General features: G+C 39.4%; 19 protein-coding genes. 13 read left to right on the top strand and 6 right to left on the bottom strand.

Annotated features, from left to right (window positions below; all coding sequences use genetic code 11):
- Window positions 1-105 precede the first annotated feature (105 nt).
- The 9 genes from AC5YD2_RS00165 (at window position 106) to AC5YD2_RS00205 (ending at window position 8004) form a co-directional block, all read left to right on the top strand.
- Window positions 106-756, top strand: coding sequence for a phosphoribosylanthranilate isomerase (locus AC5YD2_RS00165; RefSeq protein ID WP_496124371.1), 651 nt, complete (start codon window positions 106-108; stop codon window positions 754-756).
- Window positions 731-1972 (top strand): tryptophan synthase subunit beta, encoded by a 1242-nt coding sequence (trpB, locus tag AC5YD2_RS00170; protein ID WP_496124372.1) that lies wholly within the window; start codon window positions 731-733, stop codon window positions 1970-1972. The genes AC5YD2_RS00165 and trpB overlap by 26 nt, the downstream gene beginning before the upstream one ends.
- Before the next feature lie 147 nt (window positions 1973-2119).
- Window positions 2120-2845, top strand: a complete 726-nt coding sequence (locus AC5YD2_RS00175) for a CPBP family intramembrane glutamic endopeptidase (protein ID WP_496124373.1) — start codon at window positions 2120-2122, stop codon at window positions 2843-2845.
- A 28-nt stretch (window positions 2846-2873) separates the two neighbouring features.
- Window positions 2874-3383 carry a DUF1543 domain-containing protein gene (locus AC5YD2_RS00180; RefSeq protein WP_496124374.1) on the top strand — a complete coding sequence of 170 codons (510 nt, stop codon included), beginning with the start codon at window positions 2874-2876 and terminating at the stop codon, window positions 3381-3383.
- Window positions 3384-3438: 55 nt separating this feature from the next.
- Window positions 3439-3993 carry a GNAT family N-acetyltransferase gene (locus tag AC5YD2_RS00185; RefSeq protein WP_496124375.1) on the top strand — a complete coding sequence of 185 codons (555 nt, stop codon included), beginning with the start codon at window positions 3439-3441 and terminating at the stop codon, window positions 3991-3993.
- 191 nt (window positions 3994-4184) lie between these two features.
- Window positions 4185-5828 (top strand): nitrite/sulfite reductase, encoded by a 1644-nt coding sequence (locus tag AC5YD2_RS00190; RefSeq protein WP_496124376.1) that lies wholly within the window; start codon window positions 4185-4187, stop codon window positions 5826-5828.
- Window positions 5821-6306 carry a DUF934 domain-containing protein gene (locus AC5YD2_RS00195; RefSeq protein ID WP_496124377.1) on the top strand — a complete coding sequence of 162 codons (486 nt, stop codon included), beginning with the start codon at window positions 5821-5823 and terminating at the stop codon, window positions 6304-6306. The genes AC5YD2_RS00190 and AC5YD2_RS00195 overlap by 8 nt, the downstream gene beginning before the upstream one ends.
- 194 nt (window positions 6307-6500) lie before the next feature.
- A complete protein-coding gene (locus AC5YD2_RS00200) occupies window positions 6501-7487 on the top strand; it encodes a diaminopimelate dehydrogenase (RefSeq protein WP_496124378.1) in 987 nt (328 codons plus the stop codon).
- Window positions 7488-7650: 163 nt separating this feature from the next.
- Entirely contained in the window at window positions 7651-8004 is a 354-nt protein-coding gene (locus AC5YD2_RS00205) for a DMT family transporter (protein WP_496124379.1), read from the top strand.
- 513 nt (window positions 8005-8517) lie between these two features.
- On the opposite strand, the gene AC5YD2_RS00210 is transcribed toward AC5YD2_RS00205, so the two are convergent.
- Window positions 8518-9693: a thiolase family protein gene (locus tag AC5YD2_RS00210; RefSeq protein ID WP_496124380.1), complete on the bottom strand. Its 1176-nt coding sequence runs from the start codon at window positions 9691-9693 to the stop codon at window positions 8518-8520.
- 125 nt (window positions 9694-9818) lie between these two features.
- Window positions 9819-10349 carry a GspH/FimT family pseudopilin gene (locus tag AC5YD2_RS00215; RefSeq protein WP_496124381.1) on the bottom strand — a complete coding sequence of 177 codons (531 nt, stop codon included), beginning with the start codon at window positions 10347-10349 and terminating at the stop codon, window positions 9819-9821.
- A gap of 373 nt (window positions 10350-10722) precedes the next feature.
- On the opposite strand from AC5YD2_RS00215, the gene omp38 reads away from it, so the two are divergent.
- Window positions 10723-11757, top strand: coding sequence for an outer membrane protein Omp38 (gene omp38, locus AC5YD2_RS00220; RefSeq protein WP_496124382.1), 1035 nt, complete (start codon window positions 10723-10725; stop codon window positions 11755-11757).
- 167 nt (window positions 11758-11924) lie between these two features.
- The gene (locus AC5YD2_RS00225) at window positions 11925-12386 is read left to right on the top strand and encodes an OmpA family protein (protein WP_496124383.1); all 462 of its coding nucleotides are present in this window, start codon (window positions 11925-11927) and stop codon (window positions 12384-12386) included.
- A gap of 70 nt (window positions 12387-12456) precedes the next feature.
- Here AC5YD2_RS00225 and AC5YD2_RS00230 read toward each other — a convergent pair whose 3' ends face one another.
- From AC5YD2_RS00230 to AC5YD2_RS00245, 4 genes are all read right to left on the bottom strand, one after another.
- Entirely contained in the window at window positions 12457-13683 is a 1227-nt protein-coding gene (locus AC5YD2_RS00230; protein ID WP_496124599.1) for an RtcB family protein, read from the bottom strand.
- 265 nt (window positions 13684-13948) lie between these two features.
- Window positions 13949-15415 carry an amino acid permease gene (locus AC5YD2_RS00235; RefSeq protein ID WP_496124384.1) on the bottom strand — a complete coding sequence of 489 codons (1467 nt, stop codon included), beginning with the start codon at window positions 15413-15415 and terminating at the stop codon, window positions 13949-13951.
- Between the two features lie 9 nt (window positions 15416-15424).
- Complete coding sequence (locus AC5YD2_RS00240; protein ID WP_496124385.1) at window positions 15425-16450, bottom strand: methyltransferase; 1026 nt, start codon at window positions 16448-16450, stop codon at window positions 15425-15427.
- 63 nt (window positions 16451-16513) lie between these two features.
- Window positions 16514-17884, bottom strand: a complete 1371-nt coding sequence (locus AC5YD2_RS00245) for a uracil-xanthine permease family protein (RefSeq protein WP_496124386.1) — start codon at window positions 17882-17884, stop codon at window positions 16514-16516.
- A gap of 173 nt (window positions 17885-18057) precedes the next feature.
- On the opposite strand from AC5YD2_RS00245, the gene typA reads away from it, so the two are divergent.
- Both typA and mscL read left to right on the top strand, forming a co-directional pair.
- On the top strand, window positions 18058-19896 hold the full coding sequence (gene typA / locus AC5YD2_RS00250; protein WP_496124387.1) for a translational GTPase TypA: 1839 nt from the start codon (window positions 18058-18060) through the stop codon (window positions 19894-19896).
- Window positions 19897-20311: 415 nt separating this feature from the next.
- Window positions 20312-20737 (top strand): large conductance mechanosensitive channel protein MscL, encoded by a 426-nt coding sequence (gene mscL / locus AC5YD2_RS00255; protein ID WP_496124388.1) that lies wholly within the window; start codon window positions 20312-20314, stop codon window positions 20735-20737.
- The last annotated feature ends 33 nt before the right edge of the window (window positions 20738-20770 follow it).

Here is a 20770-nt window from a genome sequence, read left to right on the forward strand (position 1 = left end):
ATGAACTTTACTCAAGTTAAAAAAATTGCTTTACAATGCTATGGCTAAGTATTTATGACGCCACATAAATCACATTAATATTGAGTTAGGTCAGAGCGATCAAATATGCGAACTCGTGCCAAAATCTGCGGAATCACACGTATTCAAGATGTACAGTCGGTTGTTCAAGCAGGCGCGGATGCGATTGGCTTTGTGTTCTTTCCGCCAAGCCCTCGAAACGTGACTATCGCACAAGCAAAAACGCTTTCCAAACATGCCCCTGCTTATGTTCAATTGGTCGGACTGTTTGTCAATGCATCATTGGAGCACATTCAAGCGACATTAGCAGAAGTCCCTTTGGATATTTTACAGTTTCATGGCGACGAATCTGCTGAAGAATGTCAGCGAATTGCAAAAGCAACAGGGCGTCGTTGGTACAAAGCCATTCAAGTGAAACCTGATTTAAATATTGTTGAGGCAGTTGAGCAATATCAACAAGCGGGCGCAAGTGCTATGCTTTTGGATGCTTGGCACCCGGAACTGAAAGGTGGGACAGGTCATTCATTTGACTGGTCGCAGTTCCCCAAAATGGATATTCCCCTCATTTTGGCAGGGGGATTAAACCCTGACAATATTGAAGACGCTATTAACACAACACAGGCTTTTGCTGTGGATGTGAGCGGAGGCGTAGAGTCCGCAAAAGGTATAAAAGACCAACAACTCATTGAAAAATTTATGCAAGGAGTCCATCGTGGATCAGCAAAATCAAAGTCATAACAGTCAAGTTGACTATACCCAATTCCCAGATCAAAACGGGCATTTCGGTATTCATGGCGGACGTTTTGTGTCAGAGACTCTTATGGCGGCTTTAGAGGATTTAGAAAAACTCTATTTTCGCATGAAAGATGACAAACAGTTTCTGGCAGAATTCGACCGTGACTTGGCTTACTATGTAGGTCGTCCAAGTCCTTTATATCATGCTGAACGATGGTCAAGAGAACTCGGTGGTGCTCAAATTTACTTAAAGCGTGAAGATCTCAATCATACGGGTTCACATAAAGTGAATAACACGATTGGTCAGGCACTTTTGGCGAAACTTTCAGGTAAAAAACGTATTATTGCGGAAACAGGCGCAGGTCAGCACGGCGTTGCGACTGCAACCATTGCAGCACGTTTGGGTCTTGAATGCGTTGTATTTATGGGCGCAGAAGACGTGAAACGTCAAGCGATGAACGTATATCGTATGCGCTTATTGGGTGCAACCGTTGTGCCTGTAGAAAGTGGCTCTAAAACTTTAAAAGATGCTATGAACGAAGCAATGCGTGATTGGGTCACAAATGTCGATTCGACCTACTATGTCATTGGTACTGTTGCAGGTCCACATCCGTATCCGCAATTGGTACGTGATTTCCAATCGATTATTGGACGTGAAGCGCGTAAACAAATCCAAGAGCAAGCAGGGCGTTTACCTGATGCACTCGTTGCATGTGTCGGTGGTGGTTCTAATGCAATGGGATTGTTCTATCCGTTCTTGAATGACCAAGACGTTAAAATGTATGGTGTTGAAGCTGCTGGTCATGGTATCGAAAGTGGTAAACATTCAGCACCACTCAATGCAGGTCATGTCGGTGTGCTTCATGGTAACCGTACATATTTGATGTCTGATGCCCAAGGTCAAATCATTGAAACACATTCAATTTCAGCAGGTTTGGATTATCCAGGTGTTGGACCTGAGCATAGTTTCTTAAAAGACATGAACCGTGTTGAATATGTGCCAATCAATGACAACGAAGCACTTCAAGGCTTCCGTGATTTGACCCATATCGAAGGAATTATTCCTGCGCTTGAAAGTTCACATGCAATGGCGTATGTAACCAAACTTGCGCCAACGATGTCTAAAGATCAGATCATTATTGCGACGGTTTCAGGTCGTGGTGATAAAGACTTAATGACCGTTGCACGTATTGATGGCGTGGAAATGGTTGATATGTAAATCTAAGCTTAGATTTAGAGTCGTCTTTTAAAAGCTCCATTCGTGGAGCTTTTTTATGGGCTAAATCATACACACAAAAACCATATAGAAAGAACAACAGACTATCGGGACAATACCCCACATTTAGAACAGATTAAATTGATAAGAATGACGTTTACCCATTTGGTTCGTGCAGAACAATTTCCAAATCGAATTCATTGGCAATACAGAGATACTTTTGCCGTATGCATTATTCCACTGATTTTATTGAATGGATATTTCTTAGAGCAGATTTTTGGTCACTCCGTGAATGTGGCAATCGGAGATACAGTATTCAGAGGGATATTGTTTATCATGGTTTGTACGCTGTATAAACCGATGTTGGTTGAGCATTGGCAAAAATATAAACAGGCATTTTGGCGCTCCAGCTTATTGGTGGTTATCGGTGGAATAATGCTTCAAGTCGTCATTTCTCTGACACGAAGTTTTCTACCGACTGCAACATCAGTAGAGAGTGGCCATCAATTTGATTCGAGTCAGATCGCTTTTATTAGTCTAATCATGATCAGTTTCGGGCCATTATTTACTGCACTTTTAGAAGATATTATTTTTCGTTATACCTTACTACAAAAATTATTTGTCAAACCGTGGCTCTGGCGTGTGGTTTTAGTCTTGATGAACTCGATTTTGTTTGGGTTGATTCACTATCATAATTTTGATGGAAATTTGGTCGCTACAGTCAGTTTTATGGCAGCAGGGCTTTTTTTGAATATCATTTACCTGTGGACACGTAATATTTGGCATGTGCTCCTCATTCACTTTGTCAATAATGCCGTATTATCGTTAGGGGCTTTGATCCTTTTGGACATTTTACAAAAGGTTAATGCTGTCTAATATTGAAAGCTCATTGGAGAGAAATATTATGCCTAGTTTGTTCATTGTCATGCTCGGTGGGCGTCATGCACGTGCCAATACAGAAGTTCATGATGTAGTTTTAGCAGTGGGTGATACTTTGGAAGACATTTACCCGCAGTTAAAAAATGCATGGTTTGGTGAGCAAAAGGGTTTACATATTGATGCATGGGCACAAATCAAAGGCGTAGAGTTTGAGGGGCAGAAGTATCAATTACAATTTACTGATGCTCAGCCGAATCAAGCATCACAAAAATTATATTTGATTAATTTGGGTGGTTATGATGCTAAAGAATTTGGAGAGCTACACCGCTATGTACTAGTGCTTGCTCAAAATGCCATGGTAGCAAAACAGAAAGGAAAAGCATATTTCGCTCAACATTGGCAAAAACAGCATACTGATCGCGTGCTCGATATCGATGATTGTATTGCCATTGATCATGTACATGGACGTTATGTGCAATTGGTCGAAGGTGAGTTTGAAGCTAACTATTGGGAAAATACTTATTTGGGTATTTAAAATTGATATACGTAAGTGCATTAAATTTAAAAGCGCTACTGATTAGAGAAATATAATGACTATTGATTTCAAAATTCTGTGTATACCTGAACTTCAGCTAGACCAATTATCTAAAAACCAAATTATCAATCTCCTTCGAATAAGCTTTCCTGATGAAAATTTTGATAACAAACATTATTTTAAACAATTACCCCATATAAGGATTTTATTGAAAAGTGATAAGGAGTTGATTGGGCAACTGGGCTTGGATTATCGCGTTATGACTTTAAATGAGCAGCCGATCTATGTTTTAGGTCTTATTGATCTGGCGATTCAGCCGCATTATCGTGGACAAGGTTATGCAAGAGCAATCATGATGTATTTAGAGAAATGGCTGCTAACTTTTAATCAAAATGTGGATTTTATTCTATTGTCTACAGAACAATATGCACTCTATGAAAAGTTTGGTTTTTTGCTTACTTCTCAAACAGTCACTTGGTTAACGGTAGATCAACATAAACAATTCGGACTCAAGACTGAATGGATTGATGACTGTTTAATGGTTAAGTCAGTTGGAGAGAAAAAATGGAATCATGGGGGGAAATTAGACTTGCTTGGCTATTGGTACTAATTGATCTTTTATAATATAAACAGATATCTACTTCTTTATAATTTATAACAGCTAAATTCTGATAATAAACATTATGATTTGTAAGCCTTATCAATAAAACAGTTATTAAATATGTAAAAAACGCATTTTCTTGATAGATCAATTAAGGCTATTCTGTTCGCCTTAATAATAGAAATTACTAGCCGTACGCCATGTATTTATATACTGATTTTGATCAGCAGTTGATCAACGAACGTGTTGCACAATTCCGTGACCAAACGGAACGTTATTTAGCAGGTAAGTTGACGGAAGATGAATACCGTCCACTACGCCTACAAAATGGTTTATACGTACAACGTTATGCACCAATGTTACGTGTCGCTGTCCCTTATGGTCTAATGAATTCAAACCAATTACGTAAAATTGCGTCTTTGGCAAAAGAGTACGACCGTGGTTATGCACATGTTTCGACACGTCAAAACATTCAGTTTAACTGGCCTGCGCTAGAAAATGTACCTGATATGTTGGCAGAGCTTGCTACTGTACAAATGCATGCCATTCAAACCTCAGGGAACTGTATTCGTAATACAACAACGGACCAATATGCAGGTGTAGTTGCTGGTGAAATTGCAGATCCACGTCCGACCTGTGAATTAATCCGTCAGTGGTCTACATTCCACCCAGAGTTCGCATTTCTACCACGTAAGTTCAAAATTGCAGTGTCTGCACTTGAAGAAACAGATCGTGCTGCGACTTCATTCCACGACATCGGTGTTTATATCGTTCGTAATGAAGCTGGCGAAATGGGCTATAAAATCAAAGTGGGTGGTGGCTTAGGTCGTACACCAATTATTGGTAGCTTTATTCGTGACTTCTTACCACGTGAAGATCTCATTGCGTATTTAGAGGCGGTACTTCGTGTATATAACTTACATGGTCGCCGTGACAATAAATACAAAGCACGTATTAAGATTTTAGTAAAAGCTTTAACGCCTGCAGTCTTTGCTGAAAAAGTTGAAGCAGAATTTGTACATACAGTTCAAACTTTGAAAATTCAGCCTGAAATTTTGAAAAAATTAGACGAAGAATTTACGCCGTTTGATTATCAAGATTATGCAGATGAAGATTTCTCTACTCAGTTTGCAGAACATCCAAAATTCAAACAATGGTTTAATATCAACACCAATGCACACAAAGTTAAAGGCTATCGTATTGTGACGATTTCACTGAAACGTGCAGGTATTGCACCGGGTGATATGACCACTGAAGAAATGAATTTGATTGCAGATCTTGCAGATCAATACACATTCGGTGAACTTCGTACCACACATGAACAAAATATTTCGCTTGTCGATGTACCACAAAAAGATTTGTTTGCAGTCTGGCAAACGCTTGAAGCAAATAACTTGGCACGCGCACATATTGGTTTTATTACCGATATCATTTGCTGTCCAGGTGGGGATTTCTGTTCATTGGCAAATGCGAAATCTATTCCAATTTCTGAAGCGATTTCACGCCGTTTTGATGATCTAGATACGATTTACAACTTAGGTAAATTAGATCTAAACATCTCAGGTTGTATGAACGCGTGTGGTCATCACCATGTCGGTAATATTGGTATTTTAGGTGTCGATAAAAAAGGCGCAGAATTCTACCAAATTACACTAGGTGGTAATGCAGATCACGATGCTTCAATTGGTGATATTTTAGGGCCATCTTTTGCGGCTGATCGTATACCTGACGTTGTAGAAGAGATTTTGAATACTTATCTTGATTTACGTCAAGAAGGTGAAGAGTTTGTAGAAACATATCGTCGTGTTGGTATTCAACCGTTTAAGGAGCGTGCATATGCTTAGTACCGCACTTCAAGTGCTCGCAAAAGACGGCACTGTGACTGATAACACTTACCAAATCATTGGTGAAGATGGTGTGTTGCCGCAAGGTGATGTTGTTTTAACAGTAGAGCAGTTAGATCAACTTGCAAATGTATCAGGTAAAAAAGCATTGTACTTAACTGTTGATGCTTCTCCTGAAACCAACGAATTTCCATTAGATCAGCTAGATGCAATCTTTATTGAGTTTGCAGGTTTTAATGATGGTCGTGGTTATTCATTTGCAGCGCTGCTTCGTCGCCAAGGTTATCAAGGTGAACTTCGTGCAACAGGTGATGTGTTCAAAGACGTGTTGAACTATATGAAGCGCGCAGGTTTCGATACTTTCGTGATTAAAGAAGGTAAAGATATTGTTGAGGCTGCTGCGGGTTTAGGTGATTTCACTAACCCATATCAGGCATCTACCGCAGTTGATAAAGCCAATTATCAAACAGGTGCTTAAACTGATCAAAATAAAAAGCCTGCTGAACGCAGGCTTTTTATTTAATGTATTCAATTGGCATTTACATCTATGCACCTCATTCGCTTTAAATAAATGTGATGTGTTGTAATATAAGCAATGCAATGTTGATCGTTATTGGTGCAACATAGAATTACCTTTCAATTCCCTTTAATTTACTCAGTGATACAGTGGTTATGCAAAATTCGATTCGTATTGGTATTGTCGGCTACGGCAACCTTGGTCGTGGCGTTGAAACGTCTATCCAAAAAAACCCAGATTTACAGCTCATCGGTATTTTTACTCGTCGTGCACCAGAAACAGTTTCCCCTTGTTTTGCGACGACTTCTGTATTTCATATGGATACGCTTGCAGAGTTCCAAGATAAAATTGATGTTTTGATTTTATGTGGCGGCTCTAAAGATGATTTGCCAAAGCAAACACCTGAACTAGCAAGCCAATTTAATACTGTAGATAGCTTCGATACGCATGCACGTATTCCTGAATTCTTTGATGCCGTAAATGCACCAGCACTTGCAAACAAGAAGACAGCCATGATTTCGATTGGTTGGGATCCTGGTATGTTCTCAATCAACCGTTTATTCGGTGAAGCACTTCTTCCAGATGGTGAAACTTACACATTCTGGGGTAAAGGTTTGAGTCAGGGTCACTCAGATGCGATTCGTCGTGTAGATGGCGTCAAAGCAGGCGTTCAATATACCATTCCATCAACTGATGCAATTGAAAAAGTACGTAGCGGTTCTCGCCCACAATTAAGCACAAAAGATAAGCATACACGTGAATGTTATGTCGTACTTGCAGAGGGTGCTGATGCGAAAGCCGTTGAACAAGCCATCGTCACCATGCCTGACTACTTTGCTGACTACAATACAACCGTGAACTTTATTGATGAAGAAACGCTTGCTAAAGAACACAACAGCATGCCTCATGGCGGTTTCGTGATTCGTAGTGGTAATAGCAGTGCTGAGCACAATCAAGTTGTTGAGTTTTCATTGAAGCTTGATAGCAACCCTGAATTTACCGCAAGTGTTCTAGTGGCTTATGCACGTGCTTGTCATCGTATGAACCAAATGGGTCAATACGGTGCTAAGACAGCATTTGATGTTGCACCAGGTTTATTGTCCATGAAATCACCAGAACAACTTCGTAAAGAGCTTCTCTAAGCCTCTAGTGATTTGAACATTAAACATTATAAGTTATTAAAAAAGGCGAATCATCCATTCGCCTTTTTGTATGTCTTATTCATTGATCTGAAGGAACTGATCGCTAGTGAATCAAAGCAACTCAGGCTAAACTTCACCCATGATTGTCACAATGAAAATAACCATGTCTTTTTTAATGGAAAAAATAAATCCAGGAATCATTTGGTTAATGATCGCAATAGCAACCGATGTGCTTTCTACCTTTTATTCGGCGAAGGGTAATGGTCTAGTGAACAAGGCTGATCAAGGCATTGCGTTGATCCTTTATATTGTTTCTTTTGCCTGTGCAGCCTATGCCTTAAAGTTTATGCAGGCCGGTATTCTTTATGTTTTATGGTCTGGGATTGGTGTGATTGCGACAGCATTTTTAGCGAAAGCTTTTCTTGGACAAAATATTGATATTGCAGGGTGGATTGGTATTGGATTTATCACCATCGGGCTGATTATTATTGCTCAATTTTCAAATATCGATGTTTAGATTAAATCAATTTCGACTTATTCAAGCTGACAATCGAGCATCCATTGAATGCCAAATTGATCTCTAAAAAAACCATTGATTACATTCCAAAAGGTTTTTAAAACGCATTTCAATTGGTCTATTTTGAGACAAGACGGTAAATATTCTATAAGCTGCTGATTGCTCATTTTGGTTGAATTTAATAGAAATATAATAATTGTTTGCTTGAATCTAGGATATCTACCTGTAGTGAGATATCGGCATAAAAAGGCTAGATGCCCAATGCTTTATCAAAACTTTTTGATGAACTTTAAATGTAACTTCCTTTGCCTTAAAGATTAAAATAATGATTGAGCTATTTTATTACTATAGCTGGGCTAATTTAACAATTGTGTCTCCAAATTTTAATGAAAAGATAGCTGAATAAATTGAATGTGGTTTTTTAAGAAGTTAGAATTAAAAAAAGCCTTCCAAGACCGGAAGGCTTTTCATAGGGCATGACTTTATAACTTAATTTTCTAAACAGGCTTCAAATTATATAATTTCAATCGCCACAGCAGTTGCTTCACCACCACCGATACACAGCGCGGCAATCCCTTTTGTACCGCCAGTACGTTTCAAGGCATGAATCAAGGTTAAAATAATACGCGAACCTGTTGAGCCCACTGGGTGACCCAAAGCACAAGCACCGCCATTGATATTGACTTTTTCAGCATCTAGACCAAATTCATCCATCGGACACATGGTTACCATGGCAAAAGCTTCATTGATTTCCCAAAGATCGACATCTTCGACTTTCCAACCAGACTTATCTAAGACTTTTTGAATTGCACCGACAGGTGCAATGGTAAATTCAGATGGATGTTGTGAGTTTGATGCGTAAGCAACAATCTTAGCAAGAGGAGCTAAACCTTTAGTTTTCGCTTGTTCTGCTGATGTTAAAACTAGAGCAGATGCACCATCAGAAATTGAACTCGCATTAGCAGCGGTAATGGTACCGTCCTTAGCGAAAGCAGGGCGCAAGCTTGGAATTTTATCGATATTGGCATTAAAAGGTTGTTCATCTTTATCTACAACAACATCACCATTACGAGATGAAACGGTCACAGCAACGATTTCATCAGCAAAATAACCTTCATTAATTGCCGTTTTAGCACGCTCTAAAGAACGGATTGCAAAAGCATCCATCTGTTCGCGTGTGTAGCCTTTGGTATTCGCCATATCTTGTGCAAATGAACCCATTAGGCGACCTGTTTCAGCATCTTCTAAACCGTCTAGGAACATATGATCTTTAATCTCACCATGTCCCATGCGGAAACCACCACGTGCCTTAGGTAACACATAAGGTGCATTGGTCATGGATTCCATGCCACCAGCAACGACAAAGTTTGCCGAACCTGCTTTGATCATATCGGCAGCTTGCATGACAGCTTTCATGCCCGAACCACATAATTTGTTAATGGTCACCGCACCGGTAGTATCAGGTAAGCCTGCTTGACGCATGGCTTGACGAGCTGGACCTTGTTTTAAACCTGCTGGAAGTACACAGCCCATAATCACTTCTTCGATGTCTGTGGGTTGTAAACCAGCGCGAGCAACAGCCTCTTTAATGGTTACTGCACCAAGCTCAGGTGCTGTAAGTCCAGATAAGCTACCCTGAAAGCCACCCATTGCTGTACGAGCGCCATTTACGATTACGATTTCAGTCATTGTTGTACTTCCATTATTGTATTTGCATGTTGTATTCAAAACTTTATAACCTAAGCAGTATATTGAAAATTTAGGAAGAGTGAAGCATCACTAGGTATTTTTGACTAATCAGTATTGTACGTTAATCAACATCTATTACTGGGCTCAGTTCTCACATGTCCCATTTGGTTGACCACATAGCGAGTATTGTTTTGAGTTGTTTTTAAACTGCAATAATGAAAACTGCCTTGAGATCCACGAGGTAGTCCAGTATCTCCCATAAATGTTATAGTCTTTACATTTACAGCACCGCCAACCCATTTAAGATTGCCATACTTGAAGTTGGTTTTAAGCTTTTGATGAATCATTTCATTTGTATCGAATATCTTATTATTGTTTTGATCTGTAAAAATAAGGATTCCTTTATCCCATTGGTTATCAGCACAACTGTTCAAGTTCTCTGAAGAACAAATGACAATTCGCTGATGCTGTATTACCGCTAGATTTTTGGATAATTGTGTAACGTTACGAATCAAAGAGATTAACTGATTGTGCTCTTGACGCTCCATAAATGTATGGTATGAGGGTAGGGCAATACTGATAATAATGGCTAAAACAGCAATAGTTACAACAAGTTCAATCAGTGTGAAAGCATTTTCTTTACAAATTAGATACATTGGTTATACTTCTTCTGTTTATTAATTGTCTGATTTTTAAAATTTTTGATAAATTTAAAAGGTTTAAAGCCAACATTATAAAAAATGATTACTATCATTTCTTAATGCTGTTAAAATACTGAGAATGGAAAGATAAGTTATTCTCAAGGTCAAATTGAGTAAAAAATTACCGAATTACAACGGAAATTGTAAGTAATTTTGTCAATAATTTACTTGATTAAAGTAATCAAGCACTTGGAATTGTCTTCAAGTGTTTGTATGATTCAACGTGAGTAGCTTAAAAAAAATACTGGGGTATAAAAAAGCCTATCTCAGGAAGCCATACAATTTTAGGCTGAGCTTGAAAAACAATTGTTATCTCTGGAGGATATCCATGAAATTGAGTCGTATCGCACTTGCTATGCTTGTTGCTGCACCTTTAGCTGCTGCAAACGCTGGCGTAACTGTTACACCGTTAATGGTTGGTTACACGTTCCAAGACACTGCGCATAATAATAGCTATGAAGATCATCTTTATGGCGAGGCTGCTGAACTTCAAGACGATTTATTCGTTGGTGCTGCGCTTGGTATCGAATTAACTCCATGGTTAGGTTTCGAAGCTGAATATAACCAAGTTAAAGGTGATATTGAGACTGATACTGCTAACTTTGGTGAATACAAGCAAACTCAAATCAATGGTAACTTCTACGCTACTTCTGATTTGATCACTAAAAACTATGACAGCAAAGTTAAGCCATATGTATTATTAGGTGCTGGTCACTATAAATACGAATATGATGGCTCTTTCGGTGATCTTAAAGATGACGAAGGTACTTTAGGTAATGCAGGTGTAGGTGCTTTTTGGCGCTTAAACGATGCTTTGTCTCTACGTACTGAAGCTCGTGCTACTTACAACATCGATGAAGATTTCTGGAACTACACAGCTTTAGCTGGTCTTAACGTAGTTCTTGGTGGTCACTTGAAACCTGCTGCTAATGTAGTAGAAGTTGCTCCAGTAGAACCAGCTCCAGCTCCTGTTCAACAACCTGTTAAACAACTTGTTGAAGACTTGAACATGGAATTACGTGTGTTCTTTGATACAAACAAATCAAACATCAAAGATCAATACAAACCAGAAATCGCTAAAGTAGCTGAAAAATTATCTGAATACCCGAATGCGACTGCTCGTATTGAAGGTCATACAGATAACACTGGTCCACGTGCGTTGAACGAACGTTTATCTTTAGCTCGTGCTAACTCTGTTAAGTCTGCACTTGTAAGCGAATACAACGTTGATGCTGCTCGTTTGTCTACTCAAGGTTTTGCTTGGGATCAACCGATTGCTGACAACAAAACTAAAGAAGGTCGTGCTATGAACCGTCGTGTATTCGCGACTATTTCTGGTAGCCGTACTGTAACAGCTCAATAATTTGAGATCTTTTTCTTGATAAAAAACGACTCTTCGGAGTCGTTTTTTTTTAATAAAAGTAGAGGGTTTAGCTACTGGGATATTTATATAAAATGAGTTATTCTAATTTAAACCATTAAAATTGAATTTAAAAAATTTAAACAATAAGGGTCTATCCTATGATAAAAATGCAAAAATTAATTTTAATAGCAATAGTTAGTAGTGGTTTATTGGTTGGTTGTTCAACGACGAAAGTTAATGATACTATTCAAACTCAAGAAGTCGCTTCACAAAAAATACTCAATGAACTGAAGAATGGCGTATCTATTTATTTTGATACCAACTCAAGTGAAATTGAATCCAAATATCAAATTTATTTGATCACGGCAGCAAAAAGTTTGGCACAGAATCAAAATTTTGTACTTGAATTGGAAGGTCATACGGATAGCAGTGGTAAAGTTTCGACGAATCGTCGTGTTTCATTAGAGCGTGCCAATTCAATCCGTAATACATTGATCATGAATCATGGTGTTAACCCTAATCAGGTGAAAGCATTTGGTGTTGGTTCTTCTAAGCCAATTGATACAAATGCAACTCCTGAAGGCCGTGCAAATAACCGCCGAGTGAGTGCGACTTTAAAAATTCAATAAATAATTAAAAGTAATTTATAAAAAACCATAACTTTAAGTTATGGTTTTTTATCCTGTGTTTTTTGCAGTGTTAACCCTTGATACACAATACTTGTTTTAAGGTGTGAACAACTTCGATTAAATCATTTTGACATGCTATCACTTCATGGATGTCTTTATAAGCACTCGGAATTTCATCCACAACACCTTTATCCTTACGACATTCGACGCCTTCCGTTTGAGTAATTAAGTCTTGTTGATTAAAGAGTAGTTTTGCTTTACTCCGACTCATTTTACGCCCTGCACCATGCGAACATGAGCAGAAGGATTCGGGATTGCCTTTCCCTTTGACAATAAATGAGGCTGCGCCCATTGAGCCAGGTATAATGCCATATTCATCAAGCCCTGCACGAATCGCACCTTTACGTATGACAAAAACGTATTCACCATAGTGAAACTCTTTTTGCACATAATTATGATGACAATTGATCGCTTCTTTGGTCATTTGGAAGCTAGGTAATAAGGGGCGAATTGCTTCTAAAATTAAGCGCATTATTTCTCGTCTATTTTCATATGCGTATTCTTGTGCCCATTCGACGGCTTCCACATAGTCATCAAAGCTAGAGGAGCCTTCAGCAAAATAGCTTAGGTCCTTATCAGGAACATGTCCAAAGCGATGTTGAGCTTCTTTTTTGGCACGTTCGATAAAGTAGGTTCCAATGACATTGCCTAAACCACGACTGCCTGAATGGAGCATAATCCAAACATCTTGATTTTCATCCAAACATAGTTCAATAAAATGATTGCCACCGCCGAGTGTGCCTAATTGTTTATGCCATGTGGTATCGAAACTCCGTAGCATGCGTTTTAGACCAGGATGTTTATCTGTAATGGTTTTTAATCGCTTCTCTAAAGGTGATAAGGTGGATGCTTTGGCCTTGACTTGCTTATGCATTTCAAAACCGACGGGGACTTTACGCTCAATTGCATTCCTCAATGCACTGAGTTGATCAGGCAGTTGCGAGGCTTTTAAGCTTAAGCGTAAAGCATTCATGCCACATCCGATATCAACTCCAACTGCTGCAGGAATGATTGCATTTTTGGTCGGAATGACACTGCCTACTGTTGCACCTTTTCCGACATGTACATCTGGCATGACTGCGATATGTGAATGGATAAATTCAAGTTGAGACATTTTATTCAGTTGATTTAAACTTTCTTGGTCAATGTCATCGGTATATATTTTTACTGGAACGCCATATTCTGCTTTAGCGTTCAAAATTTTTTTATGCCCATAAGATTTCTCTTGATTAGTAATGAATTACATGTCCATGTATAAATTTTAGATACAAAAAACCTAGCGAATGCGCTAGGTTGTATTTTTGCATTCGGACACCTTTGATCAGGCAGTGTCCGTGAGTAGACGTCGGCTGATCGTTTTAAGAATTATTTTCCAGTATGTACATGACGTTCTCCTCTCTATATTTTAAAATTCACTAAGCGAGTTGCTTCGTGATTGGCTATATTATCGGCAAAAAATAAAAAGTCAAATAAGAAACAGCCCGAAGGCTGTTTTTTATGAGTTAATCATCTTTTCCGATACTTAAGGGTAGGACATCCATTTCGTCGTATTTGACCAGTTTAGATTTTCTTTTTAATTTGTAACCGATCCAGATTGCAAAGAATAAGAAAATACCAATATAGGTTGAAAGCACAGCTAACCATTCACCTTTTAATACAGCTTGATAGTTCTGACCTAATACCACAATGGCACAGAGAATAAATGCAAACCATGGGGCAAATGGGAAGAATTTAGCACGATAAGCAAGATCTTCAAGTTTGTAGCCTTGAGCTAAGTAACCTTTACGGAAGCGATAGTGCGATATTGCAATACCAAGCCACACAATAAAGCCACACATACCAGACATATTAAGAAGCCAGTTAAAGACTTGCTCCTCACCGATGAACGTCGTCAAGAAGCACAGTGCTGCAATTGCCGTTGTTGCATACAAGGCATTCATTGGAACACCGCGTGTATCTAACTTAGAGAATACTTTAGGTGCACTACCATTTCGAGCCATGTCAAATAACATACGTGTCGATGAGTACATGCCTGAGTTACCAGCAGATAATATCGCAGTCAAGATTACAGCGTTCATTACACTTGCAGCAAATGCAAAGCCAGCTTGTTCATAGAGAAGGGTAAACGGTGATAGGGCAATATTTTCATCAGATGCTGCTTGCAAAAGGCGTGGATCGTCATAAGCAATCAATGTGCCGATAATAAAGATACATACGATATAGAACAATAGGATGCGCCAAAAGATTTGCTTGATGGCAATTGGAATGGTTTTCTTCGGATCTTTAGATTCACCAGCCGCGACACCCACCATCTCGGTTCCTTGGAACGAGAATCCTGCAATCATCGCAACACCAATGAGCGCTGATAGTCCACCAACAAAAGGTGCTTCACCCTTGGTCCAGTTTGCAAAAGTGGCCACTTCTGGGGTCATCATAATTTTAACAATCATGATTATGCCGATGATAATGAATAAGATGATGGCAAGGACTTTAATCAGCGAGAAGAAAAATTCGCTCTCACCAAAACCTTTTACAGTTAAAGCATTAATCCCAAAAACGACTGCCAGAAATATTGCACTCCAATAAAAGCCAGGAATGTCAGGAAACCAAAATTTCATGATGAACTGTACAGCAACCAATTCAAATGCAACGGTAATTGCCCAGTTATACCAATAGTTCCAACCAAGCGCAAAACCAAAACCATTTGATACGTATTTTGTACCGTAGGTAAAGAATGCACCTGAAGTTGGATTATGCGTTGCTAATTCACCTAGGCTGGTCATCAAGAAATAAATCATGACACCGATAAGAGCATAAGCCAGTAAAGCACCACCTGGCCCTGCATTGGCAATGGTTGCACCAGATGCAAGGAATAAACCTGTACCGATCGAACCACCAATGGCGATCATATTCAGATGGCGTGCACCAAGCTTTCGCTTAAGCTGCTGTGTTTGAACGTTTTCGCTCATTGAAGTTCCTTATGATTTTTTTTGCGTGTTCGCGAATAACACTTTAAAGCCTTGTTGATCAGCTTTAATTGTACATTGACCAAAATTTTGTTCGATCAAAATCGGATAATTTAAAAAGCGATTTGCAACTAACCAGAGTTCACCACCTGATTTTAAATGGCGGCGCGCGGTTTTACATAAATTTTCACTGGTATTGTAATCTGTCTTGATCCCTTGATGGAATGGGGGATTGCTGACGATTGCGTGTAAAAATAGAGGTGCGTCTTCAATACCAGTCACTGCTTTAATCTCAAGTCGTTCTGGTAAAAGGTTATTTTTATCAAATGTCATACGCGTTGAAGCGAGTGCAAATGCATCGACATCCATCGCAAAAATACGATTTTCCGGATTAATCTTGGCAAGATAAGCACTAATCACACCTGCACCACAACCAAAATCAGCAATTTTACCCGCAGTGACTTGAGATAAATAAGGAAGTAGAACGGCTGTACCCACATCTAGACTCTTCTGGCTAAACACGCCAGGCAGGGCACAAATGGTCAGTTCACCATTTGGCGTAGTGACGGTGTATTGCATTGCCCATTCTTCAAGCGTTTTAGCAGTCACAGTTTTTTCAATGGTCATCTGCCACATTTGACAATGGCGTGCGCTGTCTAATTTTAGTGCAGGACCATAAGGTTGTAGTTGTTTGGCTGCACGCTCAACTCCACCTTTTTTCTCACCAACTAAAAATATAAATGCACCCGCAGCTAAGCGACTGATGACATTGTGTAAAACATAATTCAATAATTCTTTAGACTTGGGGACAAAAATGATTGCTTGATCAAATCCTTGCTCAGGTACGTCGACACCAAAATGAACATTGGCTTGTTGATTTTGAAAAAACTGGTATTCGTTGAAATTCCACGTCCAGAAGATCGGTTCGATGTCTTTGTCTAAATTCGAAACTAAATCATCTGTAGGTGCATTCACCAATAATACTCGACCAGAAAGATATTCGTGTTGTCGAATGACAACTTCACTTCTTGGATCCATTTTGTCTCTCTATATAACAAAATTGCCCAGACAATGCTGGGCAATGTTAAAACTGAAATGAAATTATTTCTTCGTCTCTGGAAGAATAATATTGAGTAACAATGCTGCAATACCACCTGTCGCAACACCAGAACTAAAGATGTTGCGGAACAATTCAGGCATATGTGCCAAAATATCAGGAACTTGAGCAACACCTAAGCCTAAACCTAGAGAAATAGCAATAATGAGCAAAGCACGGCGGTCAAGATTAACGCCAGAGAGGATGTTAATTCCTGATGCAGCGACTGCGCCAAACATCACCATCACAGCACCGCCAAGTACAGCTTGTGGTACAGCTTGAATGACAGCAGCGACCGCAGGAAGTAGACCTAAAATCACTAAAAGAGCTGCAACCCAAATACCTACATAACGACTTGCGATCCCTGTAAGTTGAATCACCCCGTTGTTTTGTGCAAATACAGAACTTGGAAACGTATTAAAAAGCCCTGCGAGCAATGAGTTCGCACCGTTTACCAACACACCACCTTTGATTCGTTGCATCCACTTTGGACCGTCAACAGGTTCATTGGAGAGTTTAGAGGTTGCAGTGACATCACCGATGGCTTCGAGCGAAGTCACCAGGTAGATAAATGCCATTGGAATAAATAAGCTCCAAGAGAAATCTAAACCAAAGTGCATCGGACTTGGGATTTGAATCAAGGGTGCATCTTTTAAGCTCGAGAAATCTAAGTATCCCATAACACCAGCGAGTGCATAACCGACTATTAATGCAATCAGAATCGCTGAACTCTTAATCCACACGATTTTGAAGCGATTTAAAATAATAATTAAAGCCAATACCGTACATGACATGATGAGGTTGTCTGCATTCGCAAACGTACCATCCTTCATCGCACCATAACCGCCACCCATACTGGTTAAACCGACTTTAATTAAAGTTAATCCAATCAGTAAAACGACAATACCTGTAACCAATGGGGTAATGAGTTTTTTGATCCAAGGAAGAATTTGCGATACACCCATTTCAATAAATGAGCCTGCAATCACCACACCAAAAATGGCAGCCATCACAGATTCAACAGGCGTGCCTGCTGCAACCATGGCTGAACCAATACCAATAATTGGGCCAATAAAGTTGAAACTCGTTCCTTGTACAATGAGTAGGCCTGCACCAAAAGGACCGACACGTTTACATTGTAGAAAGGTTGCAATCCCTGAGATCACCAATGACATTGAAAGAATCATGTTGGTGTCTTCTTTTGATACACCGAGTGCCAAACAAATCAGTAGGCCAGGGGTAACAATAGGGACGATAATGGCAAGTAAGTGTTGAAATGCGGCTAAAAATGCAACAAAAGGTTTCGGGCGATCATTTAGACCATAGACCAGATCTAACTGATCTTTTTGCTCTGGAGACGTGTTTAAATCAGACATGAATCATCAGTGGATTGGCAGGATGGCGCTATTCTAATCGAGATAAACGGCTTTATAAAACCAAATGTCATAGATTTGTCAAAAAAAATCGACATTGTCAATAAACTGTCACTACTAAAAGCTGAGTTTTTTCTGTATAATTTGCCCTCAAATTAAATACGCATTGAATATACATGTCAGATATTAAAACTCTCCGTAACATCGCCATTATTGCGCACGTCGATCATGGTAAAACAACTCTTGTAGACAAACTTTTGCAGCAATCAGGTGCTCTCGGCGATCGCGCGGGTGAGATCGAGCGTGTGATGGATTCGGGCGCTATTGAAAGCGAACGTGGTATTACCATTCTTGCAAAAAACACTGCAATTAAGTGGACTGATGCACGTACGAATACTGAATACCGCATTAACATTGTGGACACCCCAGGACATGCTGACTTCGGTGGTGAAGTTGAACGTGTAATGTCGATGGTTGACTGCGTACTTCTTCTTGTCGATTCTCAAGAAGGTCCTATGCCACAAACTCGTTTCGTAACGCAAAAAGCGTTCGCACGTGGTTTGAAACCAATCGTTATTATTAACAAAGTAGACAAGCCAAGCGCGCGTCCAGATTGGGTCATTGACCAAGTTTTCGATTTGTTTGATAACTTAGGTGGTTCTGACGAACAGTTAGACTTCCCAATCGTTTATGCATCTGGTCTTCGTGGTGTTGCTGGTCCTTCTCCAGAAGAATTAGCTGAAGATATGACGCCATTGTTCCAAACAATCGTTGATATCGTTGAGCCACCAAAAGTTGACGTTGACGGCCCGTTCCAAATGCAAGTGTCTTCACTTGACTATAACAGCTTCGTTGGTGTTATCGGTATTGGTCGTATCCAACGTGGTTCAGTAAAATTGAACACACAAGTGACTGTGATCGACAAAGAAGGTAAAACACGTAACGGTCGTATCTTAAAAATCATGGGTTACCATGGTCTAGATCGCGTTGATATTGAAGAAGCAAATGCAGGTGATATCGTATGTATTACAGGTATCGATGCGCTTAACATTTCTGACACGATTTGTGATCCTAAAAATGTTGAAGCACTTCCACCGCTTTCTGTAGATGAACCTACAGTAACCATGACTTTCCAAGTAAACAACTCACCGTTTGCGGGTAAAGAAGGTAAATTCGTGACTTCACGTAATATCCGTGAGCGTCTAGATCGCGAATTGATCCATAACGTAGCATTACGTGTTGAAGACACAGATTCTCCAGACCGTTTCAAAGTATCTGGTCGTGGTGAACTTCACCTTTCAGTTCTGATTGAAAACATGCGTCGTGAAGGTTTCGAAATGGGCGTATCTCGTCCACAAGTAATCTTGAAAGAAGTTGACGGTGTTAAACAAGAACCATATGAAAACGTAACCTTTGACGTTGAAGAACAACACCAAGGTTCTGTTATGGAACAAATGGGTCACCGTAAAGGCGAAATGACCAATATGGAAGTTGACGGTAAAGGCCGTATCCGTATTGAAGCAACTGTTCCTTCACGTGGCTTAATTGGTTTCCGTTCTGAATTCTTGACCATGACTTCTGGTACAGGGATCATGACGTCTAGCTTCTCGCATTACGGTCCAATGAAACAAGGTACTGTTGCGAAACGTCAAAACGGTGTATTGATTTCTATGGTTCAAGGGACTTGCTTGGGCTATGCATTGTTTACACTGCAAGACCGTGGTCGTCTATTCGCTAAACCTCAGTTAGAAGTTTACGAAGGTATGATCATTGGTATTAACTCACGTTCTGACGATATGACTGTTAACCCAACTAAGGCAAAACAGTTAACCAACGTACGTGCATCTGGTACTGATGAAGCACTAACACTTGTTCCTGCAATCGAATACACGCTTGAACAAGCACTAGAATTCATTGAAGATGATGAACTCGTTGAAGTAACACCGAAGTCAATCCGTATCCGTAAGCGTTACTTGACTGAAAACGAACGTAAACGTAACCGTTCTGGTAAATAATTTCCCTGTATAGGTGAATCATTTGCTTAAAAACCGCTAACGAATGTTAGCGGTTTTTTTTTGACTGCAATTTTTGGCTAGGAGTTTTTACGATCAACTTGTACGAGATCAGACGAATTGAAAGGTATTGAAATTTGCAGTCAAACAAAACTATTGGACGATTTGAATTTAAGAGCTCAATAAAAACTGGGTGTCTAGAGAGCAAAATATTCAATGTTGGGCTGTTATGATCATTTAGAGAGGTCAAATTGTAGTTTGATGCATTGAAATGCATACATAAAGCACATTTAATTGTGTATTTTGATAAATGGATATTGGTTTTTTAAAAAAAACGAGTAAATTAGTCGGAAATGTAGAAAGTAGATTAATCTAAACTACGTCCTATAATAAAATAATCACATATTTGGAGTATTTAATGAGCATTGTTCAAGAATTTAAAGAATTTGCTGTGAAAGGCAATATGATGGATTTAGCTATTGGTGTCATCATTGGTGGTGCTTTTGGTAAAATCATTGATTCATTGGTTAAAGACATTATTATGCCTTTAATCACTGTGATCACAGGCGGTGGTGTTGATTTCACTCAAAAGTTCTTTGTGTTGGGAGATAATCCAAATAATTTAACGTCTCTAGATGAGCTAACCAAAGCTGGTGTGAATGTTTTAACCTATGGTAGTTTCTTAACCGTCTTCTTAAACTTTCTGATTCTGGCATGGGTGGTGTTCTTATTGGTTAAAGTGTTGAACCGCGTTCGTAAAACTGAAGAAGCAGCACCAGCAGCAACCCCTGAGGATATTGCATTATTACGTGAAATTCGTGATGAATTAAAACGTAAAGGTTAATTGATTTAATCCATAAAACGGCGCATCTAGCGC

Source organism: Acinetobacter sp. CY73, from assembly GCF_059515865.1.

Bases quoted from the DNA above. Each gene is read 5' to 3' on its own strand.
- AC5YD2_RS00185 (WP_496124375.1), top strand. From the start codon at position 3,439: ATGACTATTGATTTCAAAATTCTGTGTATACCTGAACTTCAGCTAGAC.
- AC5YD2_RS00205 (WP_496124379.1), top strand. From the start codon at position 7,651: ATGTCTTTTTTAATGGAAAAAATAAATCCAGGAATCATTTGGTTAATG.
- AC5YD2_RS00175 (WP_496124373.1), top strand. From the start codon at position 2,120: ATGACGTTTACCCATTTGGTTCGTGCAGAACAATTTCCAAATCGAATT.
- AC5YD2_RS00235 (WP_496124384.1), bottom strand. From the start codon at position 15,415: ATGAGCGAAAACGTTCAAACACAGCAGCTTAAGCGAAAGCTTGGTGCA.
- AC5YD2_RS00210 (WP_496124380.1), bottom strand. From the start codon at position 9,693: ATGACTGAAATCGTAATCGTAAATGGCGCTCGTACAGCAATGGGTGGC.
- AC5YD2_RS00200 (WP_496124378.1), top strand. From the start codon at position 6,501: ATGCAAAATTCGATTCGTATTGGTATTGTCGGCTACGGCAACCTTGGT.
- AC5YD2_RS00195 (WP_496124377.1), top strand. From the start codon at position 5,821: ATGCTTAGTACCGCACTTCAAGTGCTCGCAAAAGACGGCACTGTGACT.
- AC5YD2_RS00215 (WP_496124381.1), bottom strand. From the start codon at position 10,349: ATGTATCTAATTTGTAAAGAAAATGCTTTCACACTGATTGAACTTGTT.
- AC5YD2_RS00225 (WP_496124383.1), top strand. From the start codon at position 11,925: ATGCAAAAATTAATTTTAATAGCAATAGTTAGTAGTGGTTTATTGGTT.
- AC5YD2_RS00165 (WP_496124371.1), top strand. From the start codon at position 106: ATGCGAACTCGTGCCAAAATCTGCGGAATCACACGTATTCAAGATGTA.
- AC5YD2_RS00180 (WP_496124374.1), top strand. From the start codon at position 2,874: ATGCCTAGTTTGTTCATTGTCATGCTCGGTGGGCGTCATGCACGTGCC.
- AC5YD2_RS00245 (WP_496124386.1), bottom strand. From the start codon at position 17,884: ATGTCTGATTTAAACACGTCTCCAGAGCAAAAAGATCAGTTAGATCTG.
- mscL (WP_496124388.1), top strand. From the start codon at position 20,312: ATGAGCATTGTTCAAGAATTTAAAGAATTTGCTGTGAAAGGCAATATG.
- AC5YD2_RS00190 (WP_496124376.1), top strand. From the start codon at position 4,185: ATGTATTTATATACTGATTTTGATCAGCAGTTGATCAACGAACGTGTT.
- omp38 (WP_496124382.1), top strand. From the start codon at position 10,723: ATGAAATTGAGTCGTATCGCACTTGCTATGCTTGTTGCTGCACCTTTA.
- typA (WP_496124387.1), top strand. From the start codon at position 18,058: ATGTCAGATATTAAAACTCTCCGTAACATCGCCATTATTGCGCACGTC.
- AC5YD2_RS00240 (WP_496124385.1), bottom strand. From the start codon at position 16,450: ATGGATCCAAGAAGTGAAGTTGTCATTCGACAACACGAATATCTTTCT.